The sequence below is a fragment of the Methylovorus sp. MM2 genome, assembly GCF_001648895.1.
GTDB lineage: Bacteria > Pseudomonadota > Gammaproteobacteria > Burkholderiales > Methylophilaceae > MM1.
In genome coordinates this window covers 723182-741819 of the sequence record NZ_LXUF01000001.1, presented here as the reverse complement: position 1 = coordinate 741819, position 18638 = coordinate 723182, and the positions used below count along the sequence as shown (strand labels likewise).

Genomic DNA, 18638 nt, shown 5'->3' with positions numbered 1-18638 from the left:
TCAATTTACTCGTTGATGGTTATTTACGATAATTTCATCTTATGGTCATCTCACTAAGGATAATCTCATCTCGCCATGACCTATCATCACAAAATACAGACCATGCCTTGGCTGGTACTCTTCTTATATTTGCTGACTTACCCCCTTCAGGGATTCTGTGCCCGTCCGATGGTCACGGATGATGCACGCGTCATCGACCCTAAAAGCTGCCAATTAGAATCATGGGTAAAACTCAACGCACATAGCGACGAATATTGGGCATTGCCAGGGTGTAACGTAGGGGAGAATTTCGAGCTTACTTATGGCGGCGCCATCACAAGTGATCATGGCGAATCAAATACCACCGATGTGGTCATGCAAGCCAAGACGCTAATGCGCCCATTAACCACCAACGGCTATGGTATCGGCATCGTCGTAGGGCATGCCCAACACCCGAATAGAGATCATGATGCCAGCATGATTGGTGATGCCTATGCTTATGTTCCAGTCAGTGTTTCTATGCTGGACGATGCATTTATCCTGCATACGAATGTAGGCATGCTGCATGACAAAGCGGAAGAGAAAAATAAGCTCACTTGGGGAATAGGCTCAGAAACCAGAATTAATCGCAGCCTACAATTCATTGCAGAGGTCTATGGAGATAATCAGTCTCGCGCCTTTCATCAGCTAGGCTTACGCTACTGGCTGGTACAAGACCGCATTCAGATCGATACGACTTACGGTAATCGTTTCAGCAATGATAGTGAAGAGCGTTGGCTAAGTTTTGGTATTCGCCTGCTTTCACAATCCATACTACCGTAAGTTACCAGTCTAGGCATAAATGCCTAGGCTAGGCCAGAATAAGCAAACCCCAAACGATAGCAAGGTTCAACAAACTCAATAACACCGCAGCACTGCCAATATCTTTGGCACGTTTTGCAAGCATATGATTCTCAAGCGAGATGCGATCTACCGTTGCCTCAATGGATGAATTAAGCAACTCCACAATAATCACCAAGATCACACTTGCGATCATCAATGCCTTAGCAATTGATCCTTGGCCGATATACAAAGCCAAAGGGATCAAAATGACCGCCATCAACACTTCCTGCCTAAAAGCATCTTCATTCTGGTAAGCCGCTTTTAGGCCCGCCATGGAATAACCAAATGCATTCGTCAACCGACGTAACCCTGTCTTACCCTTGTAAGGACTTTCCATATTACTTCCCAATCAATTAAGCCAAACATCATGAACTAGCGGCGCAGTATAGCAAAGGCTGGCAAGTCTTGTCCGCTGTCACAATAAAATCATGGAGTTGTCATATTTTATACATGCTCACGCGTCACATTACGCGCCATGAAGCGCAATCCATGCATTGGCAAGTATTTCTGGTTAGTACCCATCACTTTGTACTCGATGGATGCAAATGCATGGGGCTTGGTCACCCACCTGTATTTCGCACAATCCCTGCTATGGGCGATGCCATTACTAGATCCACGACTGCAAGGGGTGATCAGAAGATTCCCCGAATTAGTCATGGCAGGATCATGCCTACCCGATTTGGCGATTGTTTCTCCCGCTTTTCGCCACACCCATCACTGGGAAAATGCCCATCACCTATTAGATTGCGCAAATAGTGATGAAGAGATGGCGATTGCTATCGGCTATGCCAGCCATTTATACGTAGACGTGATCGCTCACAATCACTTTGTACCGGCACACGAAGCCATGTGGATAGAAGACAGCATGATCACGCACATCGCCTCAGAATGGGCGATGGATGCGCATTTAGCCCCACTGGTTGAAACCACACCGGGTAAATTGATATCAAAACATCACAAGATACTTAGCCGCTTTATCGCACCAAGATTCAGGTGTTCTGAAGAACGTACGAGTAAAGCACTCAAGTCACTCGCCCGTTGGGATAATCTCTTACGAATGGTCAAGCTCACCCATGTGATCTACGGCACCATGCGCCTATTCGATAAGCGTGTATTCAAGAATTTCACCTACTATATCGCCAAGACACAACTTGCGATTGCCAATATCGGCACCATGCTGCAAGGCACAAGACCTGAGTGGAACGCTGAACTCAATCAGCTACCGGAAGACAAACTTGCAGCACATCGTCGTAAATGTCTCAGACAATTACACAAACTACATCCCGCACCAATCAATTACTTTGTAGATCACCCAAAATAGCTTGAGTAAATACGAATAGCAGATGCAAAGAAGGGTTACTCAACCTTAAGGTTGAGTAACCCTTTTATACAAAACTAAATAACTTAAATCAGGAATGAGATAGCGGCGATTAATCCACCAATCGCAGCACCAGCAAGGACATCACTTGGGTAGTGCAACCCGAGTACAACGCGAGACATTGCTACCATCAGTGTAAACGGCACGAGCATCCAAGCAAGCATCGGGTAATACGCCAAGGCGACACTACAAAACGCAACAGCGTGCAAAGTATGGCCTGAAGGAAAGCTGAAGCGATCAAGCGGCCGACCCGTTAACCAGATATCGGTATGCACCTCATATGGCCGTGGGCGCAATGTCCTCCCTTTTAACCACTTATAAAGCAAAGTACCAAATAGCCCTGCCGATGCCATATGCACACAGGGAATAATACCCTCAGCACCTTGCGTGAGCATGATACCCAGCATAATGGTATACCAGAAGATGCCATCCCCTAGCCGGCTGATCAGCCGGAACCATAACCTGACAAAGCGGTATTGACTGCTTTTGTTAACTCGCACGCAGAGCGCGCTATCGAACTCTGCCATACGATGAAAATATAGTGCCATCTTATGCGACATATCTACCTCCACATTCCATGAGTTGGATGGAGAAACGATCTTTTATGAATTGGTTTTTCATGCGTGCAGAATTGCACGCGAATATGACAGAACAATGACGTTCATGCGAATAGATGATGACCCTCTATTCATACTTACTAAATTTAGGTCGCAGCGACCTTAACTGCCTCAGCGATACGCTCTGCTAATGCCTGCACCTGCTGACGATCACTACCTTCAACCATGACGCGAATCTTTGGCTCAGTACCTGATGCGCGCAGCAATACACGGCCATGTCCGTTAAGCTCCTGCTCTGCAAGTTTAACTGCACTTTGCACCTCAGTATTAGCATCAAGATTGATACGCTGCGCCACTTTCACGTTAATTAGTATCTGGGGGTAAAGACTTAAACTGGCACCCAGCTCAGCAAGGCTGGTATTGCTTATCTTTAAAGCATACAAGACTTGTAAAGCTGCGATGATGCCATCACCACTACTATGTTTATCCAAACATAAGATATGACCTGAATTCTCACCGCCGACCTGCCAATCGTTACGATCAAGCAATTCCAGTACATAGCGGTCACCGACATTCGCACGCAGGAATGGAATGCCATCGGCCTGTAATGTATGCTCCAAAGCAAGGTTGGTCATCAACGTACCGACGACGCCGCCTACTAGCCTGCCCACGCTTTGGCGATGACGAGCGATGATATAGAGCAATTGATCGCCATCGAGTATTTGGCCTTTAGCATCCACCATCACCACACGGTCGCCATCACCATCAAAAGCAATGCCCAGATCAGCTTGATGCTCGACCACTGCTTTACACAATGCAGCCGGATGTGTTGAGCCGACATCGAGATTGATATTCAAGCCATCAGGCTGATTACCGATATTGATGATCTCAGCACCTAACTCATGAAAAACTGGTGGCGCGACATGATAGGTTGCGCCATGTGCACAGTCCAAGACGATCTTAAGGCCTCTTAAATCAAGCTCCGTTGGGAAAGTACTCTTACAGAATTCGATATAACGCCCTGCGGCATCGGCGATACGTTTAGCCTTACCCAGTTTGGCTGATGGCATTACCTGCATCGGTTTATCCAGCTCAGCTTCAATCGCCAGCTCGATCTCGTCCGCAAGCTTAGTACCTTCAGCGGAGAAGAACTTGATACCATTATCTTCAAATGGATTATGTGATGCAGAGATCACAATACCTGCCTGCGCTCTTAAGGCACGTGTCAGATAGGCGACTGCAGGGGTAGGCATCGGCCCAGTTAGTAAGACATCAACACCAGCCGCAGAAAGCCCTGCCTGCAATGCAGATTCCAGCATGTATCCTGAAATACGCGTGTCTTTACCGATAAGCACGGTAGGATTCTCATTTTGGGCAAGATGGCTATCTATGCTGGTCAATACACGCCCCGCGGCATACCCAAGACGCATGACAAAATCAGGGGTGATAGGCGCATCACCAACACGGCCGCGAATGCCATCAGTACCAAAATATTTTCTACTCATTGTTTTATCTTTTCATTATTCTTCAATGTGACTACAGAATTGCCGCAACCACTTTCAACGCTTCAGCCGTTGCCTTGACATCATGCACTCTGACTATTTTAGCGCCTTTCATCACAGAGATGACAGATGCCGATAGACTGGCATACAACCTTTGCTCCACGTCGGCACCCACAAGCTTGCCCAATATGGATTTACGCGACAATCCAACCAGCAATGGCCTACCTAATGCAGCAAATGACTCAAGACCATGTAGCAACTCGACGTTATGAATTGTGCGCTTACCAAAACCAAAGCCCGGATCAAGTACGATACGCTCGGATACTATCCCCGCTTTATTCGCGGCACTTAATCGCTCAGCAAGAAAAGCACTTACCTCAGCAACAGCATCCGCGTACTGCGGATCATCCTGCATAGTTTGCAAAGTACCTTGTACATGCATCAAGCAAACACCCACATTACTGTTTGCGACAATCTCCAGCGCATGAGGCTCACGCAGTGCCAGCACGTCGTTCACAATATCAGCACCGGCAACAATTGCCGCACGCATCACTTCGGGTTTATAGGTATCTATAGATAATGGTACACCGGCGATAGGGGCAAGCCTTTCAATCACAGGAATCACCCGCTCAAGCTCTTCATCCAGGGGAACAGGCGTAGCGCCGGGACGGGTAGATTCACCCCCAATATCCAGTATGGATGCGCCCTCTTCTACCAGCCTTAAGGCATGCTCGACTGCTTTTTCTGTTGATGCGAATTTTCCGCCATCTGAAAAAGAATCCGGCGTGACATTCACTATCCCCATGACATGGGGACGCGAAAGATCTAACTGATATTGACCACAAATGAATTGCATAAAATTATGAAGCCATACTCAACCAAGGAAATCTCCCTCAGATGAATATGGCCTAAAAGTTAATGATTAAGAACTTTATTCGGTCTTAGCCGCTGGCTGTGGCGTAGGGGTTACGCTTGGGCCCGCACTACCGGCATCAATCGATGGCTTGATTGGCGTTTGCGGAATCTTGGGCGCACGTGGTGGCTTACCATTCATGATGTCGTTGATCTGATCAGCATCAATCGTCTCCCACTCCAATAACGCAGCTGTCATCGCTTCAACCTTATCCCGATGATCTTCCAGCAGCTTACGTGCGACGCCATATTGCTCATCAAGAATACGACGAATCTCCGCATCCACTTTCTGCTGTGTGGCCTCTGATACGGTCTTGGATGACATGTTACCGAACATCGACTCTTGGTCGCTTCCCGCATAGACCATCGTGCCCAACAAGTCAGACATACCGTATTTAGTCACCATATCACGCGCTAGTTTCGTTGCACGCTCAAAGTCATTCGATGCACCTGTGGACATCTGATTCATGAAGATCTCTTCAGCGATACGTCCACCAAATAGAATAGAAATCTCTTCAAGCATCTTGTCACGATAGTTGCTGATACGATCATGCTCAGGCAACTGCCAGGTGAGCCCCAAAGCCCAACCACGTGGCATGATAGTCACCTTATGAACGGGATCAGCCTTCGGCAATAATTTAGCGACGACGGCATGGCCAGATTCATGGTACGCAGTGTTACGGCGCTCTTCCTCACGCATCACCATAGATTTACGCTCAGGGCCCATGAATATCTTGTCTTTGGCGTCCTCGAAATCCTGCATATCAACAGTACGCTTGTTACGGCGAGCAGCAAACAACGCTGATTCATTCACCAAGTTAGCTAAATCTGCCCCTGAGAAACCAGGCGTCCCACGCGCAATGATGTCAGCCTTCACATCAGGGTCGATAGGCACTTTACGCATATGCACAAGCAATATCTGCTCACGACCACGAATGTCAGGCAAACCAACCATTACTTGTCTATCAAAACGACCAGGGCGCAATAGCGCTTTATCCAAAACATCGGCACGGTTAGTCGCCGCAATCACGATAACCCCTGAGTTTGGCTCAAAGCCATCCATCTCGACCAACATCTGGTTAAGTGTCTGCTCACGCTCATCATTTCCGCCGCCTGTACCCGCGCCACGATGACGACCAACTGCATCGATTTCATCAATAAAGATGATGCAAGGTGCAGCTTTCTTGGCCTGCTCGAACATATCTCGCACACGGGCTGCACCAACACCCACAAACATCTCGACGAAATCAGAACCAGAGATGGTAAAAAATGGCACTTTGGCTTCACCCGCAATCGCCTTGGCAAGTAAAGTCTTACCTGTTCCTGGCGGGCCAACCATCAATACACCACGGGGAATACGGCCGCCCAGTTTCTGAAATTTGGTAGGGTCACGCAAGAACTCAACGATCTCGGCTACTTCTTCTTTAGCTTCATCGCAACCAGCGACATCAGCAAATGTCGTGTGGTTGCTATTTTCGTCAAGCTGGCGCGCTTTGCTCTTCCCAAAAGAGAATGCTCCACCTTTACCGCCGCCCTGCATCTGGCGCATAAAGAATATCCATACCCCGATCAGCAGAATCATAGGGAACCATGAAACAAATATGCTCATCAATAGCGATGGCTCTTCATCAGGTTTTGCTTCTACTGTGACATTGTTCTTGAGTAAATCTGAAACCAGCCAGATATCGGATGGAGGCGCATAGGTATTAAAACGCTTACCCTCGCTGGTAACACCGCGAATGACTCGTCCATCAATCGTGACTTTAGCAACGCCGCCTTTTTTCACCTGATCGATAAATTGAGAGTAACCGAGCTGACTATCTGCATCAGTTTTACTAGCAAACTGTTGGAAGACAGTCATTAATACAAGCGCCACAATCAGCCAGATGGCAATATTCTTTACGATGTTATTCAAAATCACATCCTTCAACAAAAGTGAATCTATGAGCTTATTCTAAACCTATTTTAGTGAGGTCGCCGTAACTCTAACGAGCGATATAACTAATCACATGACTATTCAAGGTTTCGATGCATACCCAGCAAATAAACCTCACTACTACGATCACGAGAGGCCTTGGGTTTACGCGTCACGACTTTTTCAAAGCCACCACGCATATCACGGACGATCTCTTCAAACCCTGTGCCAATGAAAACTTTGACTAGGAAGTTACCGCCCGGTTTCAACCACTGCAAACTAAAATCCAATGCTAGCTCAGTTAAATAAGCCGCATTTGGCTGATCAACAGAACTTATGCCACTTATATTGGGGGCCATATCTGCGATTACAAGGTCGATTTTCTTACCTTTTAACTTTTCTTCGAGCTTGGCAAGCACGCTCTCCTCACGAAAATCGCCTTGAATGAAATCCACACCGGGAATAGGCGCCATCTCGAGCAGATCGAGCGCAATAATATGCCCTTGACCTTTAAGCCTTTGCACAGCAACTTGCGACCAGCTACCCGGCGTAGACCCAAGATCAACAATGGTCATACCCGGCTTGATGAGCTTATCTTTATCGTCGATCTCCATGAGCTTATAAGCTGCGCGTGCGCGGTAACCATCACGTTGCGCACGTTTCACGAATTCGTCATTCAGATGCTCTTGCATCCAGCCTTTGCTGGTTCTGGTTCTTTTCATGTGATAGACTGCGAGCCTTTTTGAATCAATGAGATAAGTCGATGGCAGATATTTAAGTCATGGCTTATGATCATTTAACAATACATCTGAACGAAACCACATGCCAGAACTCAACTCCAAACAAATCAGCCATCTGCGCGCATTAGGCCATAAGCTCAATCCTGTTGTCAGGATCGGTGGCAATGGCTTGACCGAAAACGTGCTTAACGAGATCGAAACCAGCTTAAACGCACACGAATTGATCAAGATCAAAGTCGCTGGTGATGATAGAACTGCCCGTATTCAATTACTGGAAGAAATCTGCCAGAAGACTAATGCCATGGCAGTACATCATATCGGTAAGCAGCTTGTGATCTACCGTGCATCTGAAAAAGCCAAGATCAGCTTTGCTTAATTAACAAGATCATCTTCGCTTAATAAGGTCACCTGTTATCGGTTGGCTTTAAGTACCAATACGATACCTAGCAAGCTTTCGATCAAATAACCGATATTGGCAATGCCATGCCAAGTTTTAAAGCGGTCAGCAAAGACACTTTGCATGACAGTAGTAGGAAATGCCTGCGCCTTTAGCTTTGCCATAATAGGCTGAATACCAAACTCGCCAAGCATCACAATGGTGAGCATGATCACAACCACCCAAAAGAACCATTGCTTAAGTGCCAAAGTGCCCTGACGTACCAAGCGGTGTATCAGCAAAAAGAATCCGCTGACCATGCCAACATAGGCTACCAAAGTAAACATCTTGCCAGCCAGCTCGCCAGCCAATGGATGGTTATCACTTAAGGTATAGAACAAGGTTGGCGCAGCAACGTAGCCGATCGCCCATACCGTGCCGACCCAAAGAGTAACTAAGAGTAATGCCAGCTTGTCAGACCACTGATTCATTCAATACTCCTGACACTTAAATATATTGAACATCCAGAATTTCATATGAGCGAATACCTGCGGGCGCCATCACTTCAGCAACATCCCCAGCTGATTTACCGATCAAGCCACGCGCGATGGGTGAGCTAATAGATATCTTGCCCTGCTTGATATTCGCTTCGTCATCACCAACGATCTGATAAGTAGTGACATCACCGCTATCCATATCTTCAACTTCAATGGTAGCACCAAATACACAACGGCCATCTGCATTCAATGTTGAAGGGTCGATCACCTGTGCATTAGAAAGCTTGGCTTCGATCTCAGCAATGCGGCCCTCAATAAAGCTTTGTTTCTCTTTTGCAGCATCGTACTCGGCATTCTCTGACAAGTCGCCTTGCGCGCGCGCTTCTGAAATCGCCTGTATGACATTAGGGCGATCAACTGAGCGCAAACGTTGTAATTCCGCTTTGAGTAGTTCAGCGCCTTTAACTGTTACTGGAATCTGTGCCATATTGTTTTTCCACTATCTCGAAACAAAATCATATAAAACAAAAACCACACCCCTAATGCCGTTTGGCTTCAAGGCGTGGTTCTGATGGGTCTATATTATTACTTAGTGAGCTGTAGGTGCAAGTCCTGTAAAGATTGAACTTCAAGCTCTTGCATATGTGCCATGCCGATACATGCTGCTTTCGCGCCTGCCAGCGTGGTGTAATAAGTCACTTTATGTTGCAATGCATTACGACGGATCTCGTAAGAGTCGGTGATTGCTTTCTTATCTTCTGTGACGTTAACGATAAAGCTAATCTCACCATTTTTGATCATATCCACGATATGTGGACGGCCTTCTGCAACTTTATTCACTGGCGTCACTTTAAGTCCTGCTTCACCTAATGCAGCAGCAGACCCTTTGGTTGCGACCAGTTGAAAGCCTAAATTCGCCAGAGACCTAGCGATCTCAATGACTTTTTCTCTATCTTCACGGCGCACACTGATAAATGCCTTACCGCCTTTAGGCAGCTTATCGCCCGAGCCAAGTTGGGATTTAACGAATGCTTCGGCAAATGTCTTGCCCACACCCATCACCTCACCCGTGGATTTCATTTCAGGCCCCAAGATCGTATCCACACCAGGGAATTTAATGAAAGGGAAAACCGCTTCTTTTACTGAGTAGAATGGCGGTACGATTTCTTTCGTGACGTTCTGCTCTTTAAGCGTTTTTCCCGTCATGCAACGAGCGGCAACCTTTGCCAATTGCAAACCGCAAGCCTTGGATACAAAAGGTACGGTACGAGAGGCACGCGGATTCACTTCCAACACGTAGACTGTCTCGCCCTGAATCGCAAACTGTACGTTCATCAAACCAATAACGCCTAACGCTTTCGCCATTTGCACAGTCTGTTTGCGTAACTCATCCTGCAACTCTTTAGAAAGGCTGTAAGGCGGCAACGAGCATGCAGAATCACCTGAGTGAACACCAGCCTGCTCGATATGCTCCATGATGCCGCCGATGATGACTTCTTCACCATCAGACAGTGCATCGACATCCACCTCAAGCGCGTCATTGAGGAATCGATCCAGCAACACTGGAGATTCATTAGATACCTTAACAGCTTCACGCATATAACGCTCTAGCTGCGCCTGCTCATGTACGATCTCCATAGCACGACCGCCCAATACATAAGACGGACGTACAACCAATGGATAACCGATCTCTTGTGCCAATCGTAGCGCTTCTTCCGGTGTACGCGCAGTACGGTTAGGCGGCTGCTTTAAGCCGAGATCCTGCAACATGACCTGAAAACGCTCGCGGTCTTCTGCGCGGTCAATCGCATCAGGGCTTGTGCCAATAATAGGCACACCGGCTTTTTCAAGATCACGTGCCAACTTCAATGGTGTCTGTCCACCGTATTGCACGATAACGCCAACAGGCTTTTCAAGCGCAACAATCTCTAATACATCTTCAAGCGTCACGGGTTCAAAGTACAAACGATCTGAGGTATCGTAATCCGTTGAGACTGTCTCAGGATTACAGTTCACCATGATGGTCTCGTAACCATCTTCACGCAGTGCGAATGCGGCATGTACGCAGCAGTAATCGAATTCGATCCCTTGACCGATACGATTAGGCCCACCGCCCAATACCATAATCTTTTTCTTGTTGCTTGGCTGCGACTCACACTCTTCTTCATACGTGGAGTACATATAAGCCGTATCTGTCGAGAATTCTGCCGCACACGTATCAACGCGCTTATACACAGGGCGAACTTTCAAAGCCTGACGGTAAGCCCGCACAGCATGTTGATCCGTACCTAGCAGCTTGGCTAAACGACGATCAGAGAATCCGCGGCGTTTAAGCTGATAAAGCGCATCTTTATCAAAATCAGCAAGATTGCGGCCTTTAAGTGCCTGTTCACGCTTAACGATATCAGCGATCTGCACAAGGAACCATTTATCGATCTTGGAATGCGCATGCACTTGATCCACTGTTAAACCTAAACGGAATGCATCACCCACATACCAGATACGTTCTGGACCAGGCTCGCCAAGCTCTTTTTGTATGACATCGATATCCGTTGTCTTTTCATCCAAGCCATCCACACCGACCTCAAGACCACGCAGGGCTTTTTGGAAGGACTCTTGGAAAGTGCGGCCAATGGCCATCACTTCACCAACGGATTTCATTTGTGTTGTCAGGCGAGAATCCGCTTGAGGAAATTTCTCGAAAGCGAATCTAGGAATCTTGGTAACGACATAGTCGATAGAAGGCTCGAACGAAACTGGCGTAGCACCTCCAGTGATATCGTTTCTTAGCTCATCCAAAGTAAAGCCTACTGCAAGTTTTGCAGCCACTTTAGCGATTGGAAAACCAGTCGCTTTTGAAGCCAATGCAGATGAACGCGACACGCGTGGATTCATCTCGATCACGATCATGCGGCCATCATCCGGGTTGATAGCAAACTGAACGTTAGAACCGCCGGTATCTACACCGATCTCACGCAACACAGCCAATGAGGCATTACGCATGATCTGATACTCTTTATCCGTCAGCGTTTGTGCTGGCGCAACCGTAATAGAATCACCGGTATGCACACCCATTGGGTCAAGATTCTCAATCGAGCAGATGATGATGCAATTATCTTTACTGTCACGCACCACTTCCATTTCATACTCTTTCCAGCCGAGCAGTGATTCTTCGATCAATAGCTCGTTGGTCGGCGAGGCCTCGAGACCGCGTTCGCAGATAGTGATGAACTCTTCACGGTTATAGGCGATACCGCCACCGCTACCGCCCATGGTGAATGAAGGGCGAATAATTGCTGGATAACCGATACTTGATTGCACTTGCAATGCTTCTTCAAGACTATGTGCAACAGAAGAACGTGCAGAGCCAAGGCCAATCTTGGTCATGGCGATTTTGAATTTCTCACGGTCTTCCGCTTTATCGATGGCTTCTTTTGAAGCACCGATCAATTCAACATTATATTTTTCCAACACCCCATGCTTGGCCAGATCCAACGCACAGTTCAATGCCGTCTGGCCGCCCATGGTTGGCAACAGTGCATCAGGTTTCTCAATCGCAATGATCTTTTCGACGATCTGCCAAGTCACCGGCTCGATATAAGTCGCATCGGCCATTTCAGGGTCCGTCATGATCGTCGCTGGGTTAGAGTTCACCAGAATAACGCGGTAACCCTCCTCACGTAGCGCCTTGCATGCCTGCGCGCCCGAGTAATCGAATTCGCAAGCCTGCCCGATAACAATCGGGCCAGCACCGATGATCAGAATAGATTTAATGTCTGTACGTTTTGCCATAATTTAATTACTGCTTACTCTGTTTCATCAGGTTGATGAAGCGGTCAAATAGATAGCTCATCTCAGTTGGGCCAGGGCTTGCTTCTGGGTGCCCTTGAAAACTGAATGCTGGTTTATCAGTACGTGCGATACCTTGCAAACTGCCATCAAATAATGACACATGCGTTGGTTTAAGGTTTGCAGGCAATGTTGCAGGATCAACAGCAAAACCGTGATTCTGGCTGGTGATAAATACACGCTTATCGTCCAAGTCTTGTACTGGATGGTTTGCGCCATGATGACCAAACTTCATTTTCAAAGTCTTGGCTCCACTCGCCAAGCCAAGCAATTGGTGGCCTAAGCAGATACCGAATGTCGGGATGCCGGTTTCAACGATTGTAGCAATCGACTTGATCGCATAATCACATGGCTCAGGATCGCCCGGGCCATTTGCGAGGAACACACCATCAGGATTTAAAGCTAAAGCTTCATCTGCAGTCGCTTGCGCAGGCAACACGGTCACTTTGCATCCACGCGACACTAGCATACGCAGGATATTGCGCTTCACACCGTAATCAAAAGCAACTACATGGTATTTCGGGTTCTCAAGCTTGGCGTAACCAGTACCCAACGCCCATTCACCCTCTTCAAAACTGTAAGATTCAGTACAGCTGACGACTTTGGCAAGATCCATCCCCGCAAGGCCGGGAAAACCTTTCGCTAACGCCAAGGCTTTTTCTTCATCCACGTCACCAGCCATGATACAGCCAGCCTGCGCACCTTTTTCACGCAAGATACGTGTCAGTTTGCGCGTATCGATATCAGAGATCGCCACTACGTTATTAGCGGCCAGATAATCAGAAAGTGTTTGTTCACTGCGCCAGCAACTATCGGTCAATGGCAGGTCGCGAATGATGAGGCCGCTTGCATAAACTTGACCAGATTCGACATCCTCCGCATTCACGCCGACGTTACCGATATGCGGATAAGTCAGTGTGACGATTTGCTTGGTATAAGATGGATCAGTCAGAATTTCTTGATAACCGGTCATGGAGGTATTAAAAACCACCTCGCCTACGGTAGAGCCGGTAGCGCCAATCGAAATACCACGAAACACTGTTCCATCAGCGAGAACCAACATGGCTGGTGTGTGTTGCGGCACGATCTAACCCCTTGTTTTTCAATGTTATCGCTCAGATTTAAGCGGATGTGCAAAGCGGGGTTGGCTTACGCCTACCCCGCTTAGATTTGTTGCAATTATAGCCTAAAAGACACCACTCATCAACGTCAGCTGAGCAGAGAAATGCTGTTTACTTCAAACCAAGCACATCCTGCATGTCGTAGAGGCCAGTTTTCTTATCGGCAAGAAATTTTGCTGCACGGAGCGCGCCAAGCGCAAAAGTCGCACGACTCGATGCTTTATGCGTAAGTTCTACACGCTCGCCGATGCCTGCAAACAAAACCGTATGATCACCCACCACATCGCCACCACGCACAGTGGCAAAGCCGATCGTATTTGCATCACGTTCACCCGTAACACCTTCACGTCCATAAACTGCGCATGATTCAAGATTACGCCCAAGAGCAGATGCAGCGGCTTCACCCAAACGCAACGCGGTACCAGATGGCGCATCAACTTTATGGCGATGATGCGCCTCGATAATCTCGACGTCATAACCTTCATTCAATACTTTTGCTGCAGCTTGTACCAGATTGATCAATAGCGTTACGCCGACACTCATATTGGGGGCAAACACCACGCCTACATTTTGCGCAGCAGCCTCAATCTGTTTTTTCTGGTCAGCAGTAAACCCTGTTGTGCCAATCACAAGTTTCACATTGACTTGGCGGCATGCTGCTATATATTCCAGACTTGGCTCAGGGCGAGTAAAGTCGACGAGCACATCCGCACCTTTTAATACCTCAGCGACATTGGCGCTGATTTTTACGCCAGTTACCTTACCAAATAGCTCACCGGCATCGCGACCGATCTGAATGCTCTCGGCACGATCAAGTGCGCCATGCAGCACCAACTCACTATCGGCAAAAACACCTTCAAGCAATGCATGCCCCATACGACCTGAGCACCCAGCAATAACAACTTTCACCATCTTAGAAGCCGATCTTTTCCAACATGCGCTCGAAGTAACCAGGCGCATCTTCAGGTGGAAGATCAGCATCAGGCTCTTCTTCTACCGGTGCTGGCTTTGCAGCCGCAGGTTTAGGCTGAGCATCGGGTTGAGATGCAGGTTTGGCCGTTTCTGTTTTTGCAGCCGCAGGGGCCGATTTCGACGCTGGCGCCGTTTCAGGCGGCAACGCGACAGCCGCAGGCGCATTATCCGGCAATGCATTCACGTTCACACCTGACTTAGCAGATGGTGGTGGCTCAAGAGGCGGCATAGACGATGTGGCTGGATCAGCGACCGGGGCGGGAGCTTTTTTAGCTGGCGGATTAACCAAATCAGGATTCACAAGCTCAGCGGGTGCAGACCGAGGCGTATCAACTGGATCAGCTGATTTCCAGAACTGTAATTTATCTGCAAGGCCTTTTTTCTCACCCGCTTTTGCAGGAGCCTCAGCCGTTGCAGGTGCACCCTCAGTAGCAGGCACCACATCACCACGCACACGTTTCAGCGCATCGCCCTCGAACTCCAGGATGATGCGACGCTGCTCGATGATGCGACCATCTTTACGCATCTGGTAGAAATAATCCCAGCGGTCTTTATGGAAGCTATCTTGTATCAATGGTGTGCCCATCACAAACCGCACTTGCGACCTCGTCATGTCAGGGCGCAACTGCAACATCATTTTCGATGTGACGACATTACCCTGCTGGATATCCATCTTATAAGGCCGGAACGAAGGCAGGCTTGAACTGCACCCGGCAGAGATACAAGCAGCACAGAAAAGTGCGATTAAAATAATTGTCTGACGCATTACCATGACTTTAGCGAGAAATGGCGTTAATATAACATGACAGCAAGCAACCAATCATCCTAAATAGTAACGAGTAAAAACTATGCGTGAACCTGATGAATTAAAAAATGCCGGCCTTAAAGCCACCCTTCCTCGACTGAAGGTATTGAACCTCTTTGAAAATAGCGCAGAGCGTCATTTATCAGCAGAAGATGTCTACAAGATATTACTGTCTACGGGTGAGGATGTTGGTCTAGCGACCGTTTACCGTGTACTAACGCAATTCGAGCAAGCCGGCTTGCTGATCAGGCATCATTTTGAGAGTGGTAAAGCAGTATTTGAGTTGAATGAAGGTGGTCATCACGACCATATCGTCTGTATCAAGTGCGGTCGTGTAGAAGAGTTTTTTGATGAAGAGATTGAGAAGCGTCAAAAACTTGCGGCAACTGAACGTGGTTTTAAAGTACACGATCACTCGCTCTATATATACGGCATTTGTACCAAACAACCATGCGGTACAAACTCGAAAGATAAAGACTAGCTTTAGTTACCTGCTACCGCCAGCATCTCAGTTGCATGCTGGCGTGTAGTATCAGTGATTTCCACACCGCCCAGCATACGGGCAACCTCTTCGATACGAGCGGCTTGATCCAAAGTCTGGATACTACTCAGCGTATTGCCCGCAACTAACGCCTTGCTGACTTTCCAATGGGTAGCACCCTGTGCAGCTACCTGTGGTAAATGCGTGATGACTAAAATCTGGCGACGTTGCCCTAATTGCGCCAATAGCTGGCCGACAATCTCAGCCACACCGCCGCCAATGCCAACATCGACCTCATCGAATATCATGGTTGAGATATCGCCTTGCTGGGCTGTCACTACACGGATAGCCAAACTGATACGTGATAATTCACCCCCGGATGCAACCTTGGATAAGGGACGAGGCGTCACACCGGCATGCCCTGCCACCAGGAAATCAACTTGCTCAAGACCACTGGCGGCAGGCTCCTGAGAGGATAGATCAACAGAGAAGACACCGCCAGCAAGTGCTAACCGCTGCATCTCAATTGCGATCTGCTCAGATAGCTTGGCCGCAGCCAGTTTACGCGCGGCACTTAGGGCTTCCGCAGCAGACATATAAATGGATTTTGCCTCTACCTCTTTCCGCGCCAACTCGCCATCTAATGCAGCATCATCCAACTCGGCCATTCGTGCTTGTTTTTGCTTTAACAAGGCATCCAACTCTTCAGGTCGCACACGATATTTCCTTGCAGCGGTATGGAGCGCCTGTATACGCAACTCGACTTCATTGAGTCGTTCGGGATCAAGCTCTGCCCGTTGCAGGTAACGATTCAGAAATCTATCAGCTTCTTCAAGCTGGATTACAGCGGAATCCAATGCATCAACAGCCTCTTTTAGGCTTGAGTCGTACTCAGACAAGCCTTGCAATTTATGCTGCGCTGCAATCAATTGGTTCAGGGCAGCAAACTCACCTTCACTCAGCAGATCACGGCACGCCTCACCTCCGGCAAGCAAGCTTGCGCCATTTGAGAGACGAGAGTGTTCTTGCTGCAAAGGCTCCCATTCCTCTAAAGAGGGCGCCAATTGCTCAAGTTCGCGCACTTGATCGCGAAGTTCGGCTAATTCATCCTGGTAAGCGGCAGCATTGCGCTCCATTTCCATGCGCCGCTGATTCAATGCAATCCAAATATGGAAATGACTGGCTACAGCTGCCGCAGGCTCTGTCAAACCAGCATATTGATCCAGCGTTTGTCGCTGATAGCTTGATTTTAATAGTGAGTGATGTGCGTGCTGGCTATAGATGTCGACAAGAAATTCACCAACATCTCGCAATTGCTGGATAGTGGCAGGCAGACCATTGATAAAAGCGCGTGACCGGCCATCGGCATAGATCACGCGCCGCAATAGCAACTGGTTATCGTCATAGGGTAGCTCATTCTCAGTCAACCATGCCTGTAAGCCATGTTCATTTGCGATATCGAACTGCGCACTGATCTCGGCTTTATCGCAACCTGCACGGGTGATGCCACCCTCGCCCCGAGCGCCTAATGCTAAGGACAACGCATCGATCAGGATAGATTTCCCTGCGCCCGTTTCACCAGTCAATACTGTAAATCCAGCCTCGAACTCAAGGTTGAGCTGGTCGACAATGACGAAATCACGAATGGATAAGGTTTGCAGCATATTCTTTTAGCCAGTTACCGAAGTCTTAACCCCAATGGAGTTTTTCACGCAGCATATCGTAATGGCTATGCCCGAGGGGATGCAAGAGCGATACGGTCTTTTCAGCACGCTCGACCAACACCTTATCGCCCTGCTGTATCGACATATTCAACTGCCCGTCAAAATGCACGCCTGCATCTTCAGCATGGATTAAGGTGATCTCCACTTTGCTAGCGCTATTAATTGCAATCGGTCGATTACTCAAGGTATGCGGCGCAATGGGCACAAGCGCGATGGCATCCAGTGTCGGATGCAATATAGGCCCACCAGCAGAAAGCGCATAAGCCGTTGTACCGGTTGGCGTCGCTAGAATAAGGCCATCCGAGCGTTGTCGATGCACGAATTGCCCATCGATATTGATCTCCAATTCGATCAATCGAGATAGGCCGCTTTTGTTAACGACGACATCGTTCATCGCCAACCCTTGACTGATCACTTCGCCATTACGGATGATAGATGCGGTCAGCAACATACGCTGTTCGATGTTGAATTCGCCAGCGAGGATTCGTTCCATGGCATCCAGCATGGACTCAGAGCTCAGGTCGGTCAAAAACCCGAAACGGCCACGATTCACGCCAACTAACGGAATCTTGTAATCAACCAGTGCACGTGCTGCTGTCAACATCGTGCCATCACCACCCAGCACCACGGCTAGGTCTGCATAGGCACCAATAGCATTGATGTGCAGCGTGGTATAGCCTGTGATCTCAGACTGTTTTGCGGTCTTTTCTTCGATGAAGACCCCCACATGGCGATCAAGCAAATAGCGCGCAAGGGCAAGCACCTGTTCCCGCATCTCGGGATTCATGTATTTGCCTATGAGCGCAACAGTCTGGAATGCACTTTTCATGGCATGCATTTAATCATATAAGCCATTTACATAGAAGCGGTGCATAAAGATATTGCGCGATATGTATATGTACCGGATAATTTTCTTTACTTCATGACACACTTGGCCGCCTCAGCACC

General features: G+C 48.1%; 18 protein-coding genes. 4 read left to right on the top strand and 14 right to left on the bottom strand.

What is annotated here, in order from left to right:
- The first annotated feature begins 75 nt into the window (after positions 1–75).
- Positions 76–801, top strand: a complete 726-nt coding sequence (locus A7981_RS03410) for a hypothetical protein (RefSeq protein WP_067264023.1) — start codon at positions 76–78, stop codon at positions 799–801.
- 28 nt (positions 802–829) lie between these two features.
- Here the strand turns inward: A7981_RS03410 and A7981_RS03405 are convergent, their stop codons facing one another.
- Positions 830–1198, bottom strand: a complete 369-nt coding sequence (locus tag A7981_RS03405; protein WP_067264020.1) for a diacylglycerol kinase — start codon at positions 1196–1198, stop codon at positions 830–832.
- Positions 1199–1336: 138 nt separating this feature from the next.
- Here A7981_RS03405 and A7981_RS03400 point away from each other — a divergent pair, with 138 nt between their 5' ends.
- Positions 1337–2182, top strand: coding sequence for a zinc dependent phospholipase C family protein (locus A7981_RS03400; protein ID WP_067264017.1), 846 nt, complete (start codon positions 1337–1339; stop codon positions 2180–2182).
- Between the two features lie 83 nt (positions 2183–2265).
- On the opposite strand, the gene A7981_RS03395 is transcribed toward A7981_RS03400, so the two are convergent.
- The 5 genes from A7981_RS03395 to rlmE all read right to left on the bottom strand — a co-directional run bounded on the left by A7981_RS03395 (position 2266) and on the right by rlmE (position 7847).
- Complete coding sequence (locus tag A7981_RS03395; protein ID WP_067264014.1) at positions 2266–2799, bottom strand: phosphatase PAP2 family protein; 534 nt, start codon at positions 2797–2799, stop codon at positions 2266–2268.
- A gap of 143 nt (positions 2800–2942) precedes the next feature.
- Positions 2943–4301: a phosphoglucosamine mutase gene (glmM, locus tag A7981_RS03390; RefSeq protein WP_067264012.1), complete on the bottom strand. Its 1359-nt coding sequence runs from the start codon at positions 4299–4301 to the stop codon at positions 2943–2945.
- 31 nt (positions 4302–4332) lie between these two features.
- Complete coding sequence (gene folP / locus A7981_RS03385; RefSeq protein WP_067264010.1) at positions 4333–5154, bottom strand: dihydropteroate synthase; 822 nt, start codon at positions 5152–5154, stop codon at positions 4333–4335.
- A gap of 75 nt (positions 5155–5229) precedes the next feature.
- Positions 5230–7125, bottom strand: a complete 1896-nt coding sequence (gene ftsH / locus A7981_RS03380; RefSeq protein ID WP_067266458.1) for an ATP-dependent zinc metalloprotease FtsH — start codon at positions 7123–7125, stop codon at positions 5230–5232.
- A gap of 98 nt (positions 7126–7223) precedes the next feature.
- Positions 7224–7847 carry a 23S rRNA (uridine(2552)-2'-O)-methyltransferase RlmE gene (rlmE, locus tag A7981_RS03375; protein WP_067264007.1) on the bottom strand — a complete coding sequence of 208 codons (624 nt, stop codon included), beginning with the start codon at positions 7845–7847 and terminating at the stop codon, positions 7224–7226.
- Between the two features lie 100 nt (positions 7848–7947).
- Here rlmE and yhbY point away from each other — a divergent pair, with 100 nt between their 5' ends.
- Positions 7948–8241, top strand: coding sequence for a ribosome assembly RNA-binding protein YhbY (gene yhbY, locus A7981_RS03370; RefSeq protein ID WP_067264004.1), 294 nt, complete (start codon positions 7948–7950; stop codon positions 8239–8241).
- Between the two features lie 35 nt (positions 8242–8276).
- Here yhbY and A7981_RS03365 read toward each other — a convergent pair whose 3' ends face one another.
- The 6 genes from A7981_RS03365 to bamE form a co-directional block, all read right to left on the bottom strand.
- On the bottom strand, positions 8277–8732 hold the full coding sequence (locus tag A7981_RS03365) for a DUF4149 domain-containing protein (protein WP_067264001.1): 456 nt from the start codon (positions 8730–8732) through the stop codon (positions 8277–8279).
- Positions 8733–8748: 16 nt separating this feature from the next.
- A complete protein-coding gene (greA, locus tag A7981_RS03360) occupies positions 8749–9225 on the bottom strand; it encodes a transcription elongation factor GreA (RefSeq protein WP_067263998.1) in 477 nt (158 codons plus the stop codon).
- Positions 9226–9323: 98 nt separating this feature from the next.
- Positions 9324–12530: a carbamoyl-phosphate synthase large subunit gene (gene carB, locus A7981_RS03355; protein ID WP_067263995.1), complete on the bottom strand. Its 3207-nt coding sequence runs from the start codon at positions 12528–12530 to the stop codon at positions 9324–9326.
- 7 nt (positions 12531–12537) lie between these two features.
- Positions 12538–13671: a glutamine-hydrolyzing carbamoyl-phosphate synthase small subunit gene (gene carA, locus A7981_RS03350; protein ID WP_067263992.1), complete on the bottom strand. Its 1134-nt coding sequence runs from the start codon at positions 13669–13671 to the stop codon at positions 12538–12540.
- A 148-nt stretch (positions 13672–13819) separates the two neighbouring features.
- The gene (gene dapB / locus A7981_RS03345) at positions 13820–14620 is read right to left on the bottom strand and encodes a 4-hydroxy-tetrahydrodipicolinate reductase (RefSeq protein WP_067263990.1); all 801 of its coding nucleotides are present in this window, start codon (positions 14618–14620) and stop codon (positions 13820–13822) included.
- A gap of 1 nt (position 14621) precedes the next feature.
- On the bottom strand, positions 14622–15446 hold the full coding sequence (gene bamE / locus A7981_RS03340; protein WP_254258488.1) for an outer membrane protein assembly factor BamE: 825 nt from the start codon (positions 15444–15446) through the stop codon (positions 14622–14624).
- An 82-nt stretch (positions 15447–15528) separates the two neighbouring features.
- On the opposite strand from bamE, the gene fur reads away from it, so the two are divergent.
- Positions 15529–15966: a ferric iron uptake transcriptional regulator gene (gene fur, locus A7981_RS03335; protein ID WP_067263982.1), complete on the top strand. Its 438-nt coding sequence runs from the start codon at positions 15529–15531 to the stop codon at positions 15964–15966.
- Between the two features lie 2 nt (positions 15967–15968).
- Here fur and recN read toward each other — a convergent pair whose 3' ends face one another.
- The gene (gene recN / locus A7981_RS03330; RefSeq protein ID WP_067263980.1) at positions 15969–17630 is read right to left on the bottom strand and encodes a DNA repair protein RecN; all 1662 of its coding nucleotides are present in this window, start codon (positions 17628–17630) and stop codon (positions 15969–15971) included.
- Positions 17631–17655: 25 nt separating this feature from the next.
- On the bottom strand, positions 17656–18519 hold the full coding sequence (locus A7981_RS03325; RefSeq protein WP_067266455.1) for an NAD kinase: 864 nt from the start codon (positions 18517–18519) through the stop codon (positions 17656–17658).
- Positions 18520–18638 lie beyond the last annotated feature (119 nt).